20 protein-coding genes and 1 pseudogene are annotated in these 18302 nt (G+C 56.7%); 16 read left to right on the forward strand and 5 right to left on the reverse strand.

Features of this window, described 5'->3' with window-relative positions; all coding sequences use genetic code 11:
• Positions 1-41 precede the first annotated feature (41 nt).
• The gene (locus tag NANH_RS0100885) at positions 42-953 is read right to left on the reverse strand and encodes a LysR family transcriptional regulator (protein WP_027260354.1); all 912 of its coding nucleotides are present in this window, start codon (positions 951-953) and stop codon (positions 42-44) included.
• Positions 954-1093: 140 nt separating this feature from the next.
• On the opposite strand from NANH_RS0100885, the gene NANH_RS25055 reads away from it, so the two are divergent.
• The 5 genes from NANH_RS25055 to NANH_RS0100910 all read left to right on the forward strand — a co-directional run bounded on the left by NANH_RS25055 (position 1094) and on the right by NANH_RS0100910 (position 6339).
• Entirely contained in the window at positions 1094-1606 is a 513-nt protein-coding gene (locus tag NANH_RS25055; protein ID WP_074920686.1) for a TRAP transporter small permease subunit, read from the forward strand.
• On the forward strand, positions 1603-2913 hold the full coding sequence (locus tag NANH_RS0100895; protein ID WP_027260355.1) for a TRAP transporter large permease: 1311 nt from the start codon (positions 1603-1605) through the stop codon (positions 2911-2913). The genes NANH_RS25055 and NANH_RS0100895 overlap by 4 nt, the downstream gene beginning before the upstream one ends.
• A 26-nt stretch (positions 2914-2939) precedes the next feature.
• Entirely contained in the window at positions 2940-4061 is a 1122-nt protein-coding gene (locus tag NANH_RS0100900) for a C4-dicarboxylate TRAP transporter substrate-binding protein (RefSeq protein ID WP_036049117.1), read from the forward strand.
• 60 nt (positions 4062-4121) lie between these two features.
• Positions 4122-5825 (forward strand): alpha/beta hydrolase family protein, encoded by a 1704-nt coding sequence (locus tag NANH_RS0100905; protein WP_027260357.1) that lies wholly within the window; start codon positions 4122-4124, stop codon positions 5823-5825.
• 226 nt (positions 5826-6051) lie between these two features.
• A complete protein-coding gene (locus tag NANH_RS0100910) occupies positions 6052-6339 on the forward strand; it encodes a hypothetical protein (protein WP_025054146.1) in 288 nt (95 codons plus the stop codon).
• Between the two features lie 53 nt (positions 6340-6392).
• Here NANH_RS0100910 and NANH_RS0100915 read toward each other — a convergent pair whose 3' ends face one another.
• Positions 6393-7589, reverse strand: coding sequence for an MFS transporter (locus NANH_RS0100915; protein WP_027260358.1), 1197 nt, complete (start codon positions 7587-7589; stop codon positions 6393-6395).
• A gap of 87 nt (positions 7590-7676) precedes the next feature.
• On the opposite strand from NANH_RS0100915, the gene NANH_RS0100920 reads away from it, so the two are divergent.
• The 10 genes from NANH_RS0100920 (at position 7677) to NANH_RS0100965 (ending at position 15941) form a co-directional block, all read left to right on the forward strand.
• Positions 7677-8006 carry an ArsR/SmtB family transcription factor gene (locus NANH_RS0100920; protein WP_025054148.1) on the forward strand — a complete coding sequence of 110 codons (330 nt, stop codon included), beginning with the start codon at positions 7677-7679 and terminating at the stop codon, positions 8004-8006.
• Positions 8007-8192: 186 nt separating this feature from the next.
• Entirely contained in the window at positions 8193-8780 is a 588-nt protein-coding gene (locus tag NANH_RS0100925) for a TetR/AcrR family transcriptional regulator (protein WP_027260359.1), read from the forward strand.
• 55 nt (positions 8781-8835) lie between these two features.
• A complete protein-coding gene (locus NANH_RS0100930; protein ID WP_025054150.1) occupies positions 8836-9252 on the forward strand; it encodes an organic hydroperoxide resistance protein in 417 nt (138 codons plus the stop codon).
• Positions 9149-10414: an iron-containing alcohol dehydrogenase gene (locus NANH_RS0100935; RefSeq protein ID WP_245601346.1), complete on the forward strand. Its 1266-nt coding sequence runs from the start codon at positions 9149-9151 to the stop codon at positions 10412-10414. Before NANH_RS0100930 ends, NANH_RS0100935 begins: the two co-directional genes overlap by 104 nt.
• 12 nt (positions 10415-10426) lie before the next feature.
• Complete coding sequence (locus NANH_RS0100940) at positions 10427-11464, forward strand: NADP-dependent oxidoreductase (RefSeq protein WP_025054152.1); 1038 nt, start codon at positions 10427-10429, stop codon at positions 11462-11464.
• Between the two features lie 9 nt (positions 11465-11473).
• The gene (locus tag NANH_RS0100945; protein WP_027260360.1) at positions 11474-12151 is read left to right on the forward strand and encodes a type 1 glutamine amidotransferase domain-containing protein; all 678 of its coding nucleotides are present in this window, start codon (positions 11474-11476) and stop codon (positions 12149-12151) included.
• A 10-nt stretch (positions 12152-12161) separates the two neighbouring features.
• The gene (locus NANH_RS0100950; protein ID WP_025054154.1) at positions 12162-13094 is read left to right on the forward strand and encodes a glutathione S-transferase family protein; all 933 of its coding nucleotides are present in this window, start codon (positions 12162-12164) and stop codon (positions 13092-13094) included.
• Positions 13091-13654: a hypothetical protein gene (locus tag NANH_RS27315; protein WP_051372183.1), complete on the forward strand. Its 564-nt coding sequence runs from the start codon at positions 13091-13093 to the stop codon at positions 13652-13654. Before NANH_RS0100950 ends, NANH_RS27315 begins: the two co-directional genes overlap by 4 nt.
• 16 nt (positions 13655-13670) lie before the next feature.
• Positions 13671-14657 carry an aldo/keto reductase gene (locus NANH_RS0100960; protein ID WP_027260361.1) on the forward strand — a complete coding sequence of 329 codons (987 nt, stop codon included), beginning with the start codon at positions 13671-13673 and terminating at the stop codon, positions 14655-14657.
• A 189-nt stretch (positions 14658-14846) separates the two neighbouring features.
• Complete coding sequence (locus NANH_RS0100965; RefSeq protein WP_027260362.1) at positions 14847-15941, forward strand: alkene reductase; 1095 nt, start codon at positions 14847-14849, stop codon at positions 15939-15941.
• Between the two features lie 125 nt (positions 15942-16066).
• On the opposite strand, the gene NANH_RS28840 is transcribed toward NANH_RS0100965, so the two are convergent.
• Both NANH_RS28840 and NANH_RS29530 read right to left on the reverse strand, forming a co-directional pair.
• Positions 16067-16258, reverse strand: a complete 192-nt coding sequence (locus NANH_RS28840; protein WP_025054158.1) for a hypothetical protein — start codon at positions 16256-16258, stop codon at positions 16067-16069.
• 327 nt (positions 16259-16585) lie between these two features.
• Positions 16586-16975 carry an SDR family NAD(P)-dependent oxidoreductase gene (locus NANH_RS29530; RefSeq protein ID WP_322786772.1) on the reverse strand — a complete coding sequence of 130 codons (390 nt, stop codon included), beginning with the start codon at positions 16973-16975 and terminating at the stop codon, positions 16586-16588.
• Between the two features lie 313 nt (positions 16976-17288).
• On the opposite strand from NANH_RS29530, the pseudogene NANH_RS29180 reads away from it, so the two are divergent.
• Positions 17289-17468: pseudogene (locus NANH_RS29180) on the forward strand (Fic family protein); the annotation flags it as partial.
• 167 nt (positions 17469-17635) lie between these two features.
• Here NANH_RS29180 and istB read toward each other — a convergent pair.
• Positions 17636-18302 (reverse strand): IS21-like element helper ATPase IstB (istB, locus tag NANH_RS0100980; protein WP_027260364.1); only part of this gene is annotated, 667 nt, incomplete at its 5' end.

Consider the following 18302-nt stretch of genomic DNA (forward strand, 5'->3'; position numbering starts at 1 on the left):
TTTGCAGGCCGAAAAACAAATAGAGATATACGATCAGCCGATCACGGTTGGCGATCAGTCACACTTGCCTGCGATGCATATTGCGCGCGAAACAAACGCAATAGGGACGTATCTGCCGCAGCGCTCCAGGCGATCGCAATCGAAAGCTCGGCATCAAGCTCCTCAAGCGGCATAATCCGCAGTGCACGAGGCATCGCCGACTCTGCTGTGATCGGATGGAAGGTATATCCACGCCCGTCCGCGACGCGTTGCAGGATCACGTGAATATCCCATGCCTCGTCCTCGACGATCGGCGTGAAGCCCGATTGTTCAAATGCGTCATCCAACAGCGCGCGATACGCCCGCCAATTCTCGCGGACACCCATGATAAACGGTGCAGCGCGCAGCGCGTCCAACGTCATGTCAGCAGCGTCATGCGGCGCGACCAAGCCGATGGGCGAGGTCCAGACAACACGCTGCGAAATGCCCGGATCACGCACCGTGTCATGCGCCATCAAAAAACCCAAATCAATCGCACCAGTTTTGATGTTGCGCATCATGGTGTCGGTCGACATGACGTGCATTTCCACTTGAACGCCTGGATAAAGTGCCTGAAACGTTTCGAGCCCATCTGACAACTGAGTGGACGTGGCCAAGGCCGAATAGCCGATAATGATATGGCCCCTATCGCCCACCCCATTTCGCCGCGACGCGCGAATGGTGCGTTCAAACTGGGCCACGGTCTGACGCGCATCGTCTAGAAACCGCTTCCCGTTTTCACTGATCTCAACGGTTTTGGTGCCTCGAACAAAGATCTCAAACCCCATGTCTTCTTCGGTATCGCGCACGGTTTTCGAAATAGCTGGCTGGGCGATGTTGAGCATTTCAGCTGCGGCACGAAAGCCCCCCGCATCCGCAACAGCGAGCGCATAGCGCAAATGCCGGATCCCAAGGCTTGATGGTTTGTTCTGCATGAAATGCCCTCTCTGGCTGAGACTGATAACGAAATGCGATCAACCGATCAAGCAATGGTATTTGCCTGTAGCTGCTGGGCAAGAAAAGAAAGGAGCCGGAGGCATGCGCATGCAATTTGCGTGGCATGAAGGGGGGAAAGATGGAAACGGCATTTCGACGCTTGACGCAAACGCTGATGTACCTAGGCGGCGCGGGTCTGCTTTTTATGATGCTGCATGTGACGCTGGATGTCGTATTAAAGGTCGCGTTCAATGCCCCCATCCAGGGCACGGTCGAGATTTCATCCTATTACTACATGGTTGGTATCGTCATGCTTCCCATGGCGCTTGTCGAATTAGAGGATGACCAAATCAGCGTTGATTTGTTGTTCAACCTCTTCCCGGCACCGCTTCAGAAAGTTTGTCTGCTGCTTACGCTGATGGCGACAGCCGCCGTTCTGGCTGTGATTGCATGGCGCACAGGGCAGGACGCCATCCGCGCCTTTCGTGTGGGCGAAGTGGTGATGGGCAGTCGAGAGATCATCGTCTGGCCCGCCCGTTGTATGCTGCCCCTTGGTTTCACGCTGGCTGCGATAGCCGCTTTACTGCGCGTGATCATGGTAATTCAGGGAAAAACCGTGACGCGAAACACCACTGACGAGGCCGCGGGATGAGTGCACTTATGATTGGTTGGGCCGGTGTTGCCGCCCTGTTCGCGCTGCTTTCGATCCGCACGCCGATTGGTGTGGCACTGATGATTGTCTCAATTATTGGCATCACCGTAATGACAAATCTGACGGCGGCTTTTGGTATTATCAGCGCGTTGCCCTTCAGCTTTATCGGGGATTGGTCGCTGACGGCCATTCCGATGTTTCTCTTGATGGGCTTTATCGCAGCCAGTACCGGCCTGACGGCAGGTGCCTTTGATCTGTTGCGGATGCTGCTGGCGCGGGTACCAGGTGGCTTGGCCTCGGCCAGTGTCGGGGCATGCGGTCTTTTCGCTGCTGCCTCGGGCTCGAGCATTGCCACGACCGCTGCCATGTCGCGCATCGCTGTGCCCGAAATGCTGCGGGCAAACTATCACCCTTCATTGGCTACAGGAGTGGTGGCCGCATCCGGCACATTGGGCTCACTCATCCCGCCGTCCATCCTTATGGTGCTCTACGGGATTTTTACTGAGCAATCTATAGGCCAGCTTTTCATTGCAGGACTGATCCCAGGTGTTGTTTCCGCGCTTGTTTATATGGGTATGATCACGGTGCGCTGCACGCTGAAACCGTCGCTCGCACCGCCGGTTAAAAACCCCTTCGCATGGCCACAATTTTGGACGCTTTTGCTATCCGTCTGGCCATTCCCAGTGCTGATCTTTGGCGTATTGGGTGGCATATTTGGCGGCTTTTTTACTCCAACCGAAGCGGGCAGCGTCGGGGCGTTTTTGGCCCTTTCCATTGCTGCGTTCCGCCGCAGCCTGACGCGCCAAGCCCTGGGCACGGCCATCCGCCAAACAGTGATCGCCACGTCGTCGATCTTCTTTCTGTCGATCGGTGCCATCATGTTCACCCGTTTTATGGGCCTGTCGGGCGTGCCGCGGGCACTGGCTGACGGCATGCTGGCGGTGTCGGACAACCAAATCATCATCATCGTGATGATCGCGGTGCTGTTTGTCATCCTTGGCATGGTGATCGATTCAATCGGTCTGATGCTGCTAACCCTGCCCGTCCTGCTGCCGGTACTGGAAGCGGCGGATGTAAACCTGATTTGGTTCGGCATCATCACCATCAAACTGCTAGAGATCGGTCTGGTCACGCCACCCGTGGGTTTGAATCTTTATGTCCTGCACGGCGCGCTGGCCGGGCGGGTAAAGCTTAAGGACATCATGTCCGGCACAACATGGTTCATCGCCATGGATCTATTGACCCTAATTCTGCTGATCGCTTTTCCCGCGATCAGCCTGTTCCTGCCGTCATTCATGACCAACTGACAAAATTTCAACTGGAGGAGACGACCATGAAAATATTTAAAACTCTCAGCGCGACGTTGCTTGGGCTGGCCATTGCCGCGCCTGCGGCAGCCGAAGAGTATAACGCAAACCATTTCTTCGCCGAGCGGCATTCGATGGTGCGCGGCCCCTATGTGGACTTTGCCAAACGTGTGGCCGAACGCACTAATGGCGAGGTGACGTTCCGTGTGTTTTCCGCAGGCTCCTTGCTGCCGCCAGCCTCGTCCTTGCAGGGGGTACGCGATGGTGTGGCGCAGGTCAGCTATCATGCCGGTACCTACACCCCGGCCGAACTGCCGATTGCCAACCTGATCGGCAACATGGCGTTCTACAATACCGATCCGATGGTCATGGCCTTTGCCTCGACCGAATTCGGACTGACATACCCCGCCGCCCTCGCAGAATGGGCTGACAATGGCGTTGTGTTCGGCGGTGGCTATTCAACATCGCAGTATTTCATGATGTGCAACACAGACGTTGAGACCCTAGCGGATGTAAAAGGCAAGCGGATGCGCATGGCCGGTGGCGCTTGGTCCCGCTTTGCCGAATTTGTCGGTGCCGTTCCGGTTTCGATCCCGTCAAGCGAAATGTACACCGGGCTTGACACAGGCTCGCTGGATTGCGCGGTTGCGGCTGCGGATGCCCTCGACAGCTTTAGCCTCAAGGATGTCGTCACCTCGATGAATACTCTCGCCATCGGCAACTACTACGCAGGGTTTGAATGGGGCTATAACGCAGGGTTTTGGCAGGGGCTGACCGCCGAACAGCGCCGCGTTCTGTTCGATGAAATGGCTTATGAGCTGGCGCAGCACCGCGTCGCCTTTGACGCCGATGTTGCCACAGCCGTCGCTTCGGCCAAGGACGCCGGCATGACTGTTCTGGACCCTGACGCGGCCTTGCAGCAAGCGTTGGCTGATTTCGTTGTCGCCGACGAAACCGCGCTGATCGAAAACGCAACATCGCGCGGTGTGGAAAACCCGGATCAAGTTCTGACAGCTTTCAAAGGGATCATCGACCGCTGGGAAGCGCTGCTGAAAGATGTTGACCGTACCGACACGGAGGCACTCGCTGCATTGGCGCGCAGCGAAATCTATGACCGGCTTGATGCTGATACCTACGGCGTCAACTGATCACTAATTCAGGGGGGCCATCGGCCCCCCTTTTTAATTAACGGAAGGGAGAGACAGAACATGAAAACGAACTGGCGAATATTCGCTTTGGGTCTGGTGTTGGTATTTGTCGGATCTATTGCGGCTCACTTGGTGCAAACAACAAACGGTGTCACCATTAAAGATGTCCGCTTTATCGGTGCCAATGGCAATCTGCAAAGCGGGCTACTTTACGTGCCTGAAGGCGTCACGGCCCAAACAAAAGCGCCGGCCATTCTGGCGGTTCATGGCTATATCAACACCCGCGAGGTTCAATCCGGCTTTGCCATTGAATATTCGCGGCGCGGCTATGTGGTTCTGTCTATTGACCAAACTGGTCATGGCTACTCCGAAGGCGCCGCATTTTCGGCCGGTTTCGGCGGGCCCGCAGCGCTGCAATATCTGCGCGGTCTCGATATTGTTGATGTTGATAACATCGGCATGGAAGGCCACTCAATGGGCGGCTGGACAGTATTGGCGGCGGCAGCCACCTATCCCGATGATTACAAATCTATCGTACTAGAAGGGTCCAGCGTCGGCGCGCCCTTTGCAGCTGAAGGTACCGCAGACTGGCCACGCAACGTGTCAGTCGTGTTTTCTGCATACGACGAATTTTCAAGCCTCATGTGGGGCGTGGATAAGGCCGATGATGTAGAACAAAGCCCAAAATTGATGGCGTTTTTCAGTTCTGAAACGCCCGTAGAAGAAGGCAGAATTTATGGCGACATAGCAGCAGGCAACGCGCGCATCCTGTGGCAACCACCTGTCACACACCCCGGTGATCACCTGTCGCGGGCGGCTATCGGCCATTCGGTGGATTGGTTTGCGCAAACGCTGGACGGCGCCCGCCCGCTGCCTGCCGACAACCAAATCTGGTTTTACAAGGAATTTGCCACATTAATCGGCTTGGTAGGCTTCGTAGTGCTGATCATGGGCACGTTGAACGGGCTACTGTCCCTGCCCTGGTTGCGCGACCTGCAAGCCACACCCGTGGCTGCGGCGCATACGACGCGCGGTCCAAAGTGGTGGGGAATATTTCTGTTCAGCGCGCTGTTCCCGGTGGCGAACTATTATCCGCTTTTCACCCTTGCTGAATCGTTGTTTCCCGCCTCGGCATTACTCCCTCAGACCATCACGTCACAGGTTGCGTTTTGGGCCGTCATCAACGGTGCCGTCGCAGGGCTTGTCGGGCTCGTGATCCGCACGCAGCCAGTCGCCTTCCCAATCAAAGCCGCCCGGTCGCTGGTGCTTGCGGGGGTGGCGGTATTTGTGGCCTACCTTTCGGCTGTGATTGTCGATTTCTTCCTCAAGGTTGATTTTCGCTTCTGGTTCGTTGGTGTCAAATTGCTGACCGCTGAACGATTTGTGACAGCGCTGGTCTATCTCGTGCCCTTTACGATCTACTTCGTTCTGGCAATGCGCGCTTTGCATGGGGGGCTGTCTGTTGCGGGGCAAAGCCTGCGCGCAACCTACACCTTGAATGCGCTGGCGCTGATGGGTGGGTTTCTGGTGTTCTTGATCATGCAATACGCCGCGTTGTTTTCCAACGGCATACTGCTGACACCATCCGAGCCACTGAACACCATCGTCATGTTTCAGTTTGTGCCACTGCTGCTAACCGCGGCGATCATTAGCACGTTCCTCTACCAAAGAACCGCAAGCTATTTGCCCGGCGCCTTCGCAAACGCGCTGCTGGTCACATGGTTCGTGGTGGCGGGGCAAGCGACACAATACGCTGCTGGATAACGACTGGGGAGCCCGTCGCACAAGCTTTGCCGCGCGACGGGCTCAAATAATGTGCCTCAAGGCTATCGCCAGTATTTGTTCTCTGGCCAGTTCCGATGGCATGCCTCACTAGGTTCCTTGCACCATTCAGAGGCGCCTAGAAAAAGAGATTGAGATTCTTGGGAAAGACGCAGATCATTTTGACAATAATACGCAACTCTCTGCAACACCTGCAAGGAACTCGTTAATGGAATACTGGAATATTACTATCAAAGCGCCAACGGGAGAATTTGATGCGACACTGAAATTGGGGAATGACGGTGGTGTTCCGGTTGGAGAGATGGCTGGCAAAAATGGCAAAGGTCCAATGCAAGATTTGGAAATTAGCGCAGCAGCCATTGCGTGGTCCACAAAGATTGAGCTTCCGATGCCGATGAAGTTGAAGTTTTTGGGAGCGCGCGACGGCGACACCATGTCTGGGACGGTCAAATTCGGTCTATTTGCTTCCGGGACATTTAACGCGTCTAGAGCCTGAATCACCCGCTGCATTCGGTAATGCAGCCAATGTGTTGAGGCTAGATTGGGTCCTTAGTCGGTTCGACCAAATTTGCGCATCAGCCCTGCGAGAGAGGCCAGAGAGGCGATCAGACTGCCGTAACAGATCACAACGACTTTCAGCCCGAATACCGGCACCAAAAGTCCGGCAATTACCACTGGCAAGCCGAATGCCAAGTAACTGATACAGAATAGCGCAGCGAAAGTTTCTCCTCTGACATCCTCCGGTACCAGTGGAATAATCGAGCGGATGAAACCGTAAAAGCAGGTGCCGAAACCCGCCCCCACAACGGCGAGCGCAATAAGGTAGAGCACTAGATTTTCGTAATGAATGCCAAACAAAGTGGCAAAGGTTCCCATTGATAGCGCTGCGGCGCCAAACAACGTGACCTCACGAGCAGAGTAGTTGCGCGCAATGAAACAAGCCAGCGCACCAACCCCGGCCAGGAATGCGACCACGAAGCCCTGGACAATCACATTTTGAATACCAAAAACCTGTGAGATGATGAGTGCGCCAAGCGACAGATACAGCCCCCCTGTGGCCCAGCCCGCGAATAGCGCCGGAGCGCCACGCCAGAACGTGCCCCTGACTTCGATCGGGAGGCCAACGCGAGGCTTCAGCGCCTGCAACAAGCCTTCATGCCGTGGCGATGTTTCGGGCAAGCCCCATGTGGCCAGCGCCAACACCAGGCTGGCCATTGCAATCCCAGTGAATATATCAAATTTTGGCTCGGTAAGGTGCTCCATCGCGAAGCCGGATACCAAGGCCCCCAGGGCCAGCCCGACGAGGGGGATGACTGAATTACAGATCGCCGCGATGCCCTTGAATTCAGGGGGTTCAAGATCCGTAATCGCAGCCGACAGCGTAGACAAAAGAAGGCCGCATGCTACGCCCTGTACTACACGAGCCAACAACAACGCAGGCACAGAACCTGACAGCTCGAATCCGGCGGCGGAAACAGCGAGTAGCACGAACCCTATCGACAGAATAGGGCGCCGCCCGACATGATCCGAGATTGATCCGGCCACTAACAGTGTCGCAAGAAGGGCAATTGCGTAAATTGCGAATATCTCCGACACGACCAAAGACGAAAAACCAAGTTGCTGCTGCAGTAGCGGATAAAAGGGGGACGGCGCGCTCGCGCTCGCCATCATCAGAGCGCTTCCAGTAAGCACGATTGCGAAACCAGCGCGCTCTCTAGCCTTGGGTGACATCACAATCGTAGTCATTTTGGAATGCAGTCCTTCATAAGGGTTCGAAGTTTATCGAACCTTTCTCTAGTTTCTTCCTGCGGAAGGTTCAAGTATATTCGAACCATGAGTATCTTACCCGACACTGTCAGCCCCGATCTTGCGCACCCGCAGGAACAGGAGCTGCAACTGACGCAAGTCTTGTTCGCACTCAGCGATCCGGGCCGGTTGGACATCGTGCGTCAGCTCCGCGACGGCCCGGTCGAAATGGCAAACTGCAATTTAATGGATCCGGAAGTGGCGAAATCCACCAAGTCGCACCTGTTCAAAGTGTTGCGCGAAGCAGGTGTGATCCGGAATATCCCCAAGGGGCGGGGTCGCCTGCTTTCACTGCGAAGAGATGCGCTTGACCGTCGCTTTCCTGGTTTGCTGGAAGCAGTGCTGAACGCAAACTAAGGGCGTGCCGCATCGATTTGCGTATGCATTGCTTGTTTTTCTGGGCTGGATGTCAAAGCTGCTAACTGGTGTGCATGCCGGCTAGCGCCTTTCCCGCTCCGTTTCACAGCGCCGCTCACAGCCCTGTGATTAGAAAAAGCTACGCCACCCATAGACGACCGGTCTAATGAGACTATATCTGGGATCATGGAACAGAAAAACGACACCCGCTCACAGATATTGGCCACAGGACGCCGCCTGACAGCCAAGCAGGGCTACACAGGTGTCGGCCTGAGTGCGCTCTTGAAAGAGGCCGGCGTTCCGAAGGGGTCGTTCTATCACTATTTCGCCTCCAAGGAAGCTTATGGCTGTGCGCTGTTGAATGATTTTATGACGGAGTATGGCACACGCCTGAACGCGTCGCTTGCGCATCCGGACATGGATTCACGGTCTCGGTTTCTGACCTATTTCGAAGAGTGGCGGAAAAAACAGATCAGCCCCAACCTCGAAGACCGGTGCTTGGTCGTCAAACTGTCCGCAGAGGTTGCTGACCTCTCGGAGAACATGAGCAATATCTTGCAGAAAAGTGTGTCCGAAATCGTCGCGCGCCTGACGGAGACCCTTGAACAGGGAACGAACGATGGCACGATCGCCGCGCTTGAAGACCCCCGCTCCACGGCAGAAATGATCTACCACATGTGGCTTGGAGCTAGCCTCGTCGCGAGCCTCTCGCACAGTGAAGCCCCGCTCAATTCCGCTATGAATGCCACAAAGGTGCTCGTTCCAGGACCATAACCCTAAAAATTTTGACACATCGATAGACGACCAGTCTATTCGCGAAAGGAAGCTCATGAAAATCTTCTACACAACCACTGCAACGGCAACCGGAGGACGCTCGGGCACCGCCGCGCTCAACGACGGCAGCTTTTCAGTCCAGATGGTCCGCCCGGACAGCCGCGAGGCGGGGGTGAACCCCGAGCAGTTGTTCGCGCTTGGCTATGCGGCCTGTTTTGATAGCGCGATGGAAATGACCGCAAAACAACTCAAACTGGATGCCAAAGTGGCATCAACGTCGGTTGAGGTGGGCATCGGCCAACGCCCCGAGGGCGGATACGGACTTGATCTCGACATTACCGCACATCTGCCGGGCATGACCCGCGAGGATGCTGAAAGACTTGTCGAAGCGACGCACCAGGTCTGCCCATACTCCAACGCCACACGCGGAAACGTTGACGTGCGCCTGCACATTGAAACTGAAGGAAACTGAGCCCATGAACAATTTTGACTTTCGCAATCCGACACATATCCTGTTTGGAAAGGGTCGTATCGCGGACCTGAAGGATCAGGTTCCGGCTGACGCAAAGGTGCTGATCCTTTATGGTGGAGGCAGCGCGGAGAAAACAGGCGTCCTTGGTCAGGTGCGTGCGGCACTTGCGGGCCGGACCTTGGTCGAATTTGGCGGTATTGAGCCCAATCCGCGCTTTGCCACTGCGCTGAAGGCTGTCGACGTGATTGGCCAAGAAGGGATCACCTTCCTGTTGGCTGTCGGCGGTGGCTCCGTTATTGACGCCACCAAATTTATCGCGGCGGCGGCCAAATATGATGGCGACGCCTGGGACATCCTGACATCTCGCGGGTCGGTCATCACGCAAGCGCTGCCCTTTGGCACCGTGTTGACCTTGCCCGCCACCGGTTCGGAGATGAACTCTGGCGCTGTGATCACCAATCCCGAGAAGGGCGCTAAGCTTCCGTTTGGTAGCCCACATTGCTACCCGGTTTTCTCGGTGCTGGACCCCGAGGTCACTTACACGCTGCCGCCCCGTCAAATCGCGAACGGCGTGGCCGACGCGTTTGTTCACATCATCGAACAATATCTGACCTATCCATCCGCCGCGCGCGTTCAGGACGGTTTTGCCGAAACCCTGCTACGCACCCTGATCGAGCTTGGGCCCAAAGCCCTTGAGACGCCGGAGGACTATGACGTTCGCGCCAACCTGATGTGGACGGCAACACTGGCACTGAATGGCCTGATCGGCGCAGGTGTCCCGCAGGACTGGGCAAGCCATATGATCGGACATGAGATTACTGCGCTCAATGACACCGACCACGCCCGCACACTGGCTGTCGTGTTGCCGTCACTGATGAGCGACCAACGTGGCCCCAAACGCGAGAAACTGCTGCAATATGCTGCTAATGTTTGGGACATCCGTGAGGGATCTGATGATGCGCGGATTGATGCCGTGATCAAGGCAACACGCAGGTTCTTTGAACAGATGGGTATCAAAACCCGACTCGGCGATTACGCAATTGCTGCACCTGAAATTGATCTTATCGTCGCCGCCTTGAAGGATCACGGCATGACCGCCCTTGGCGAACAAAATGCCATCACCCCCGAAGATGCCCGCCGCATTCTTGAAACAGCCTTGTAGGAGATGATGACCATGGCACAGACTGAAACAGTAAACCGCCAGCTTGTGTTGGCGGAACGCCCCAAAGGCGAACCGACCAAGGACACGCTTCGCTTGGTCGAAGGGGACGTCCCCTCCCCCGGTGCTGGGCAGATGCTTCTGCGCACCGAATATCTGTCGCTGGACCCTTATATGCGGGGGCGCATGAGCGATGCGCCATCTTACGCCGCGCCGGTGGAAATTGATGGCGTGATGGAGGGCGGCACAGTGGCTCAGGTCGTCACCTCAAAGGTTGATGGCTTTGCGCCGGGCGACTGGGTGCTCAGCTTCAATGGCTGGCAGGATTATGCGCTGTCGGATGGCACGCGGACCACCAATCTGGGTACCTCGCCTGCACACCCGTCTTGGGCGCTCGGTATCATGGGTATGCCCGGATTTACCGCTTGGGCGGGTCTGACGCAAATTGGCGCGCCAAAGCCGGGCGAAACCATCGCCGTGGCGGCCGCAACCGGCCCGGTCGGGGCCACTGTGGGCCAGATCGGCAAGATCCTTGGCTGCCGCGTGGTCGGCATCGCGGGCGGGCCAGAAAAATGCGCCCATGCGGTCAATGAGTTGGGTTTTGACGCCTGTATCGATCACAAGGCAGATGACTTTGCCGAACAGCTTGCAAAGGCCTGTCCCGATGGCATTGATGTCTATTTCGAAAATGTCGGCGGCAAGGTCCTCGACGGGGTCATCCCGCTGTTGAATCCAAACTCACGGGTGCCGGTCTGCGGATTGATCTCTCAGTATAATGCGACTGACTTGCCCAAAGGACCGGACCGGATGAATTGGCTTATGGGTCAAATCCTGCGCAAGAAGATCAAGGTGCAGGGCTTCATCATCTTTGACGACTTCGGCCACCTCTACCCGGATTTTGCCAAAGACATGGGGGCGTGGATCGAAAGCGGCCAAATCAAGTACCGCGAAGAGATCATCGACGGTTTGGAAAATGCGCTCGAAGCCTTCATTGGCCTGCTGAATGGCGAAAACTTTGGCAAGCGCGTGATCCGCGTCGGCCAGAAAAAATAGGAAAATAACATGAAAATTCTGATGGTACTGACATCCCACGACACACTCGGGGACACAGGCAAGAAAACTGGCTTCTGGCTGGAGGAGTTTGCGGCCCCCTATTACGTCTTCAAGGACGCCGGAGCAGATATTATACTGGCCTCGCCCAAAGGGGGACAGCCGCCGATTGATCCGTCCAGCGACAACGCTGACGCACAGACCAACGACACCCGTCGGTTCAAAGACGATCCAGAGACGCAAAAGCATCTTGCGACGACGCTGAAGCTTTCGGATGTAACCGAAGACGGGTTCGACGCCATCTTCTATCCGGGCGGCCACGGCCCTTTGTGGGATCTGGCCGAAAGCGCGGACAGCAAACGCCTGATCGAGGCCTTCGCCGCCGCCGATTTGCCTGTCGGCGCAGTTTGCCACGCCCCAGCCGTGTTCCGCCACACCCAAGGTGCGGACGGCAAACCGCTGGTGTCTGGTCGCCGGGTGACGGGTTTTACCAACACCGAAGAAGAGGCCGTCGGCCTTACCGATGTTGTGCCGTTCTTGGTGGAAGACATGCTGAAGGCCAATGGTGGCCAGTATGAAAAAGGGGCGGATTGGGCCAGTTTCGTGCTGCGTGACGGAAAACTGGTCACCGGCCAGAACCCCGCCTCATCCGCCGCCGCCGCGCAAGATATCCTCGGGCTGCTGAAGTAGGAGAAAAACGATGGTCGACCTGATCCTGCACCACTATGAAGCCTCTCCCTATTCCGAAAAAATCAGAACTTTGATGGGCTTCAAGGGGCTGTCATGGTCATCGGTCATCGTGCCTCCTATTGCGCCAAAGGCTGATCTGCTGGCCTTGACGGGTGGCTACAGGCGGGCCCCAGTGCTTCAGATCGGGGCGGATATCTACTGTGATTCCGCCCTGATCGCCGCCGAGCTTGACCAGCGGTTTCCGGCGCGCGCCCTTGCCCCGAACACTGTGGGCACAGCAACCCCGTTGCTCGACAATTGGGCGGACCGCATTTTGTTCTGGCAAGTGGTTCGTTACAGCATGGGTCTGCGCGCTGATGCCGTTCCCCCAGCCCTGATCCATGACCGCGAGGCGTTTTGGGATCACAAGATTGATCTGGACGGCCTGAAAGCGGATGTCGGCTATCATCGCGGCCAAATTACAACAGGGCTTGGTTGGCTTGAGAACCTGCTGGGCGGTGCCGATTTCTTTGCCGGGGACACGCCCGCGCTGACTGATCTGGCACTCTATCATGTGGTTTGGTTTTTTGCCAAAGCTGACACAGCCGCCAGCGGCAGCGGTCTATCGCTGTTCCCGGCATTGTCGGCATGGATGGCGCGCATTGCGGAGTTCGGTCACGGCACACGAACCGAATTGGCGCCTGCTGAAGCGATCAACATCGCGCTTTCGGCGCCCCCCGCCCCCCTTCCAGAAACGGGAGCTGCACATCCCGCGATAGGCGCGCCGGTACAGGTTCTGGTCGATGAATTTGGCACGGAAGTCATCGACGGTACGCTGGCCCATATCGACGACACCCGCATCATTCTGCATCGGGACACGCCACAGGTGGGAACGGTTGCCGTGCATTTCCCGCGACACGGCTATCCGCTTCGTACAACTCTAATCCAAGGGAAAGACACATGAAAATACTAAGTCTATGTAGTCGATTTAACGCCATACTGGTGACCGCTGCGGCCTTGCTTGCCGCATCATTCGTTGCTCTCCCAATCCAGGCCGAAATCTCAGCCCAAGCCAATAATGAGATTGAGGCCACCTCGGAGATGTTTGGCTGCATTTATGATTTCCCCAAAGTGCGCAACACCTTCCTGTTCCATTCCGACCCGGAAAAGCTCAAGGAAGCCATCCGTATTTTTACCGACCGCGTGCCTGATATCGAATACCCGGTCGGCACGGTGATGCAGCTTGTCCCGTTTGAAGCGATGATCAAACACTCGAGCGCAGACTACCCGGACAGCAATGGCTGGGAATTTCTTGCCCTCGACGTGACGGCGGAGAGCACGACGATTACCAGCCGGGGCGACCACGCGGTCAACTTTGAGGGGCGTGAGTGCCTGAGCTGTCACGCCGCTGGCTTTGAGTACGATTTTGTTTGCGAGAAAGAGCACGGCTGCGAGCCACTGTCTATCGACGACGAAGAGATTGCTGCTTTTCAGGCCGCTGATCCTCGTTGCACACAACCCTAATTCAAGGAGAAAACACATGAAAACGCGTAATCTGGGTGGCGGACTGGGATCCGTATCAGCCATTGGGCTTGGCTGCATGGGCATGTCCGAATTCTACGGCCCGACCAACCGCGATCAATCCTATGAAACGCTGGACCGTGCGCTTGAATTGGGTGTCACGTTCTACGATACCGCCGATACCTACGGCATCGGCGCGAATGAAACCTTGTTGTCGGATTTCGTCCGGCAAAACCGGGACAACGTCACGCTGGCGACCAAGTTCGCAATCATCCGATCCGACGATCCGGACGTACGACACATCGACAGCAGCCCGGCCTACATGAAACAGGCGGTCGAGGCGTCGCTGAAACGTCTGGGGATTGATCAGATCGACCTCTATTACGCGCATCGCCTTGATGGGGTGACCCCGATCGAGGACACGGTCGGAGCGATGGCCGATCTTATCAAAGAAGGTAAGATCAGGGGGATCGGGTTAAGCGAAATCTCCGCACAAACTTTGCGTCGGGCAAATGCGGTGCACCCGGTTGCGGCGGTTCAGACAGAGTATTCGCTGTGGTCGAGAGACCCAGAGGCAGAGATGCTGGCCACGTGCGCCGAATTGGGTACGGCTTTTGTACCCTACAGCCCGCTTGGGCGCGGCTTTCTGACCGGCAAGGTCACCACACTAAGCGACCTGGCTGATGATGATTTCCGGCACACCCAGCCGCGCTTTACCGATGGAAATCTGGATCAGAATCTGAACTTTCTGGAGCAATACCGTGCCATCGCCGACAGCGCCGGATGCTCGCCTGCGCAACTGGCGCTCGCATGGGTCTTGGCCCAAGGCGATCATATTGTTCCGATCCCGGGCACCAAACGGCGCACCTATCTTGAAGACAATATTGGGGCCGCCGATGTCACACTAACCGAGGACATTCTCACCCGCCTCGACACCTTGTTCCCACGCGGCGCTGCCGCTGGCGACCGTTACACGGAACAAGGGATGCAGATGACCAATCTGTAGATCGGAAACCCTGCATTGCAAGCTCGATTGGCGGCGCAGCGCCTTTAACCTAAGCCCTGCGCCGCCGCCACAAATTCGCCCCCAAAACGACCGGATCAGGCGTTGGCCACATCCGACACGCCCAAAGCAACCGGCCCACCCCTTTGTCCCAAATTCACTCTCCTGCCAGCCAGGAGACGAGGAGTTACTATGTCAACCATCCCTGAAACCGATCTCTTTTCCCCCGTCGTTGTCGGACCTTATACGCTGTCAAACCGCGTCGTAATGGCCCCCCTAACCCGCGCGCGGTCCCCCGAAAACATCGCCACCCCAATGATGCAGGAATATTACGCCCAACGCGCATCGGCAGGCCTGATCATCAGTGAAGGCGTGAACATTTCGCCGCAGGCCACAGGGTACGCCTTTACTCCCGGGATCTGGACCGACGAGCAAATTGAAAGCTGGCGCCCCGTCACGGCCGGTGTGCATGACAAGGGTGGCCGCATCTTTGCTCAGCTGTGGCATGTAGGCAGGGTGTCCCACCCGGATGTGCAGGCCGGTGGGATATTGCCTGTCGCTCCCTCCGCTGTTCGCCCTGAAGTGGATGCGTTCACTCCGGATGGAAAGAAACCAGCACTCACACCGCGGGCGCTGGCTCTGGAGGAGTTACCGGGGATTGTCGCAGATTACGCACAAGCGACGCGCAACGCTCTTGCCGCAGGGTTTGATGGCGTCGAGATTCACGCCGCGAACGGATACTTACTCGATCAGTTCATGCGTGACGGGGCCAACCAGCGTACTGATGGCTATGGCGGATCGGTCGAGAACCGCATTCGGCTGACACTTGAGGTCACGAAAGCTGTCGCGGCCATCTGCGATGATGGCCGCACAGGTCTTCGGATATCCCCAATCAGCACTGCCAATGGCCTTACGGACAGCAATCCTGCACCCGTGTTCACCGCACTTGTCGATCAATTGAATGATATTGATCTGGCTTATCTCCACGTTGTGGAAGGTGTGACGGGCGGAGCACGAGCCGTCGAGGGTGGATTTGATCTGAATATCTTGCGGCAGCATTTCAACGGGATCTACATCGCCAACAATGGCTATGACAGAGACCTTGCAATTGCGGCGCGCCGCAGTGACGCCGCCGATCTAATCGCCTTTGGTCGTCCCTATATTGCCAACCCGGACCTGGTGGCCCGGCTACAGCAGAACGCACCCCTCAACGCACTTGACGGCGCGACCGCATATGGCGGCGGGGCCGAGGGATACATCGATTACCCTGTTCTCCCACATGAGTGATCGCAGGAACTATAGCGCGACAATCTGGGTGAGACGCTGGCGACAAACAGGATGAGATTCTATGTCGCGGCATCGGAGACGATATCACCGTGATTGTCGCTGGCAAGAATTTCTTCTGCAGCTGTTTATCGCTCCGCGTCAATCAGCGGTGTATTTTTGATTGTCGCGTAAGCGGCAGGCCTTCCTCTCTTCCGTTTCGCCTCCATCGCCGTCCGCCGTCTGTAGCTTTCCACGTTCATCTCGAAGATGGTCGCACGGCGGATGTCCTTGACGACCTTCTCGCCGTGGCTCTGCTTGGTTCCGGGTTTCTGTCTCATCTCCACTCCTTGGTGGTTACGATGTGCCAGAAACCCTCTCTTATCAATTCAGCCTAAACTGTCCCATTGGCGCTGACGTCAGACATCCAGCCAAAGATGTATCAGGCAGACTTCATGCCCGCGCTCTACGCGGCGCCGAAGTTTTGAAGACGGCTGCGGCCACGGCCGATCTCGCGCGGTTGCGCCGGATCAGTCTGGCCCTGCAAGTCATGTCGGTGCTGAAGATCGGGCGTCTTTGGTCGCTCACCTCCGGGAACAAGCGCGAAAGGCTCCTGGCGCTTGCTGCGGTCGGTATCGGCACGACCCGTCCCTTGTTGGCTGCCGCCATCATACTGCGAGAAAACGACCGAGCGGTCCGGGAGTTGAGCCGCGTCTTACCTCAACATCGTCGGGTGATCGAGCGGATCTGCGGATTGTCGCAGGACCTCGGTCGACCGCTTCCCGGACTAAGTAAAACAGGGCATCCAACCGGGCATGAAACACATGGATTGTGCCGCCCAAGAGTGTCGGAGAGCGCTTTGCAGGTCGCTCGTCAGGCAATCTCAGAACTCGGAGCAGACGCAAATCGGCAAGCCCCACACGCGCTCCGGCGCTGGCAAGCGCAGTGGCGACAGCGCGGCCAATCCCCGAAACGGCCCCGGTCACCAGCACAACACGCGCGCCGAAATTGTACGAAATATCCATTCTGTCTCTCCCTTTTGGCGCACCCGCCCGCATCGCCCAAACGGGTTCTTTTCAGTGCCGGACGCGTGATATGTTTTACGTTCCGCTGCGCGGACTGCTCCCATTTCGACAGAAAACCAACCATTGGCAAGCCTCATTTCCCGGACTTCGCTCCCCGCGCGGGCAGGACCCTGGCCGGTTTTCCGGCCCCCGACTCGCCTCGGATTCACCGTGCCGGAGGCGCAGGTCATGGATGCGTTTTCCGTTCCATATCGGCGGCTTTCGGAACGCTGTCGCGGGCGATCATGTCTGGGAGCAGAGAATCAAACGAATGGCATAGCTTCAATGATTTGATTGGGTTTTGACTCTAGGCGGTCTCGAAAACAGTTATCGGAGACTGGTCGAAGATCCTGTCGATGACAAGAGTGCGCCCGACTTCATTTCGGAGGACCTTCGGTATGGCGCGCTAGAACGCGGCGAGGCGCAGATCGTCCTCGAGAGCTCTGAGCGCACGGCGCGCAACACGCTGTCACTGTACCCAAATTAATCAGAAATTGCGGATTCACGGCGTTCTGAAGCGTTTTTGTACCCTTAATTGCAATATATCCACAGGTTCCGTGGCTTATGACTTGACCCCACTTTGTTGATTGTCGCTGAGAACTGACCCGGCATTGTCACCGAGACTTGACCCACCCAGCTGTTATGTTCTTTGCGTCATGATGGCGTCAATGCTGCTGTCTCCTTTCGTTTCTTTTTCGCTGTCTCCGAGCTGGCCTTGAACCGATAGCTGTCATTGCCGGTCTCCAGGATGTGGCAGCGGTGGGTAAGGCGGTCGAGTAGCGCGGTGGTCATTTTCGCATCGCCGAACACGCTGGCCCATTCGCTGAAGCTCAAGTTCGTGGTGATGACGACGCTGGTGCGCTCGTAGAGTTTACTGAGAAGGTGGAACAACAACGCGCCTCCCGAAGCGCTGAACGGCAGATATCCCAACTCATCCAGGATCACCAAGTCGGTTTTCACCAGCGCCTCAGCGATCTTCCCCGCCTTGTTTTGGGCCTTTTCCTGCTCCAGCGCATTGACCAACTCAACCGTCGAGAAGAAGCGGACGCGTTTACGGTGATGTTCGATCGCTTGGATGCCAAGAGCGGTGGCGACATGCGATTTCCCAGTTCCTGGGCCTCCGATCAGCACCACGTTTTCGGTCCCATCCATGAACTCGCAGCGATGCAACTGGCGGACCAAGGCTTCACGGATTTCGCTGGCGGCAAAGTCGAAGCCAGAGAGATCCTTGTATGCCGGGAAGCGTGCTGCCTTCATGTGATAGGCGACGGAACGCACCTCACGTTCAGCCATTTCGGCCTTGAGCAGCTGTGACAGCATG

The sequence above is a fragment of the Sedimentitalea nanhaiensis DSM 24252 genome (assembly GCF_000473225.1).
GTDB lineage: Bacteria > Pseudomonadota > Alphaproteobacteria > Rhodobacterales > Rhodobacteraceae > Sedimentitalea > Sedimentitalea nanhaiensis.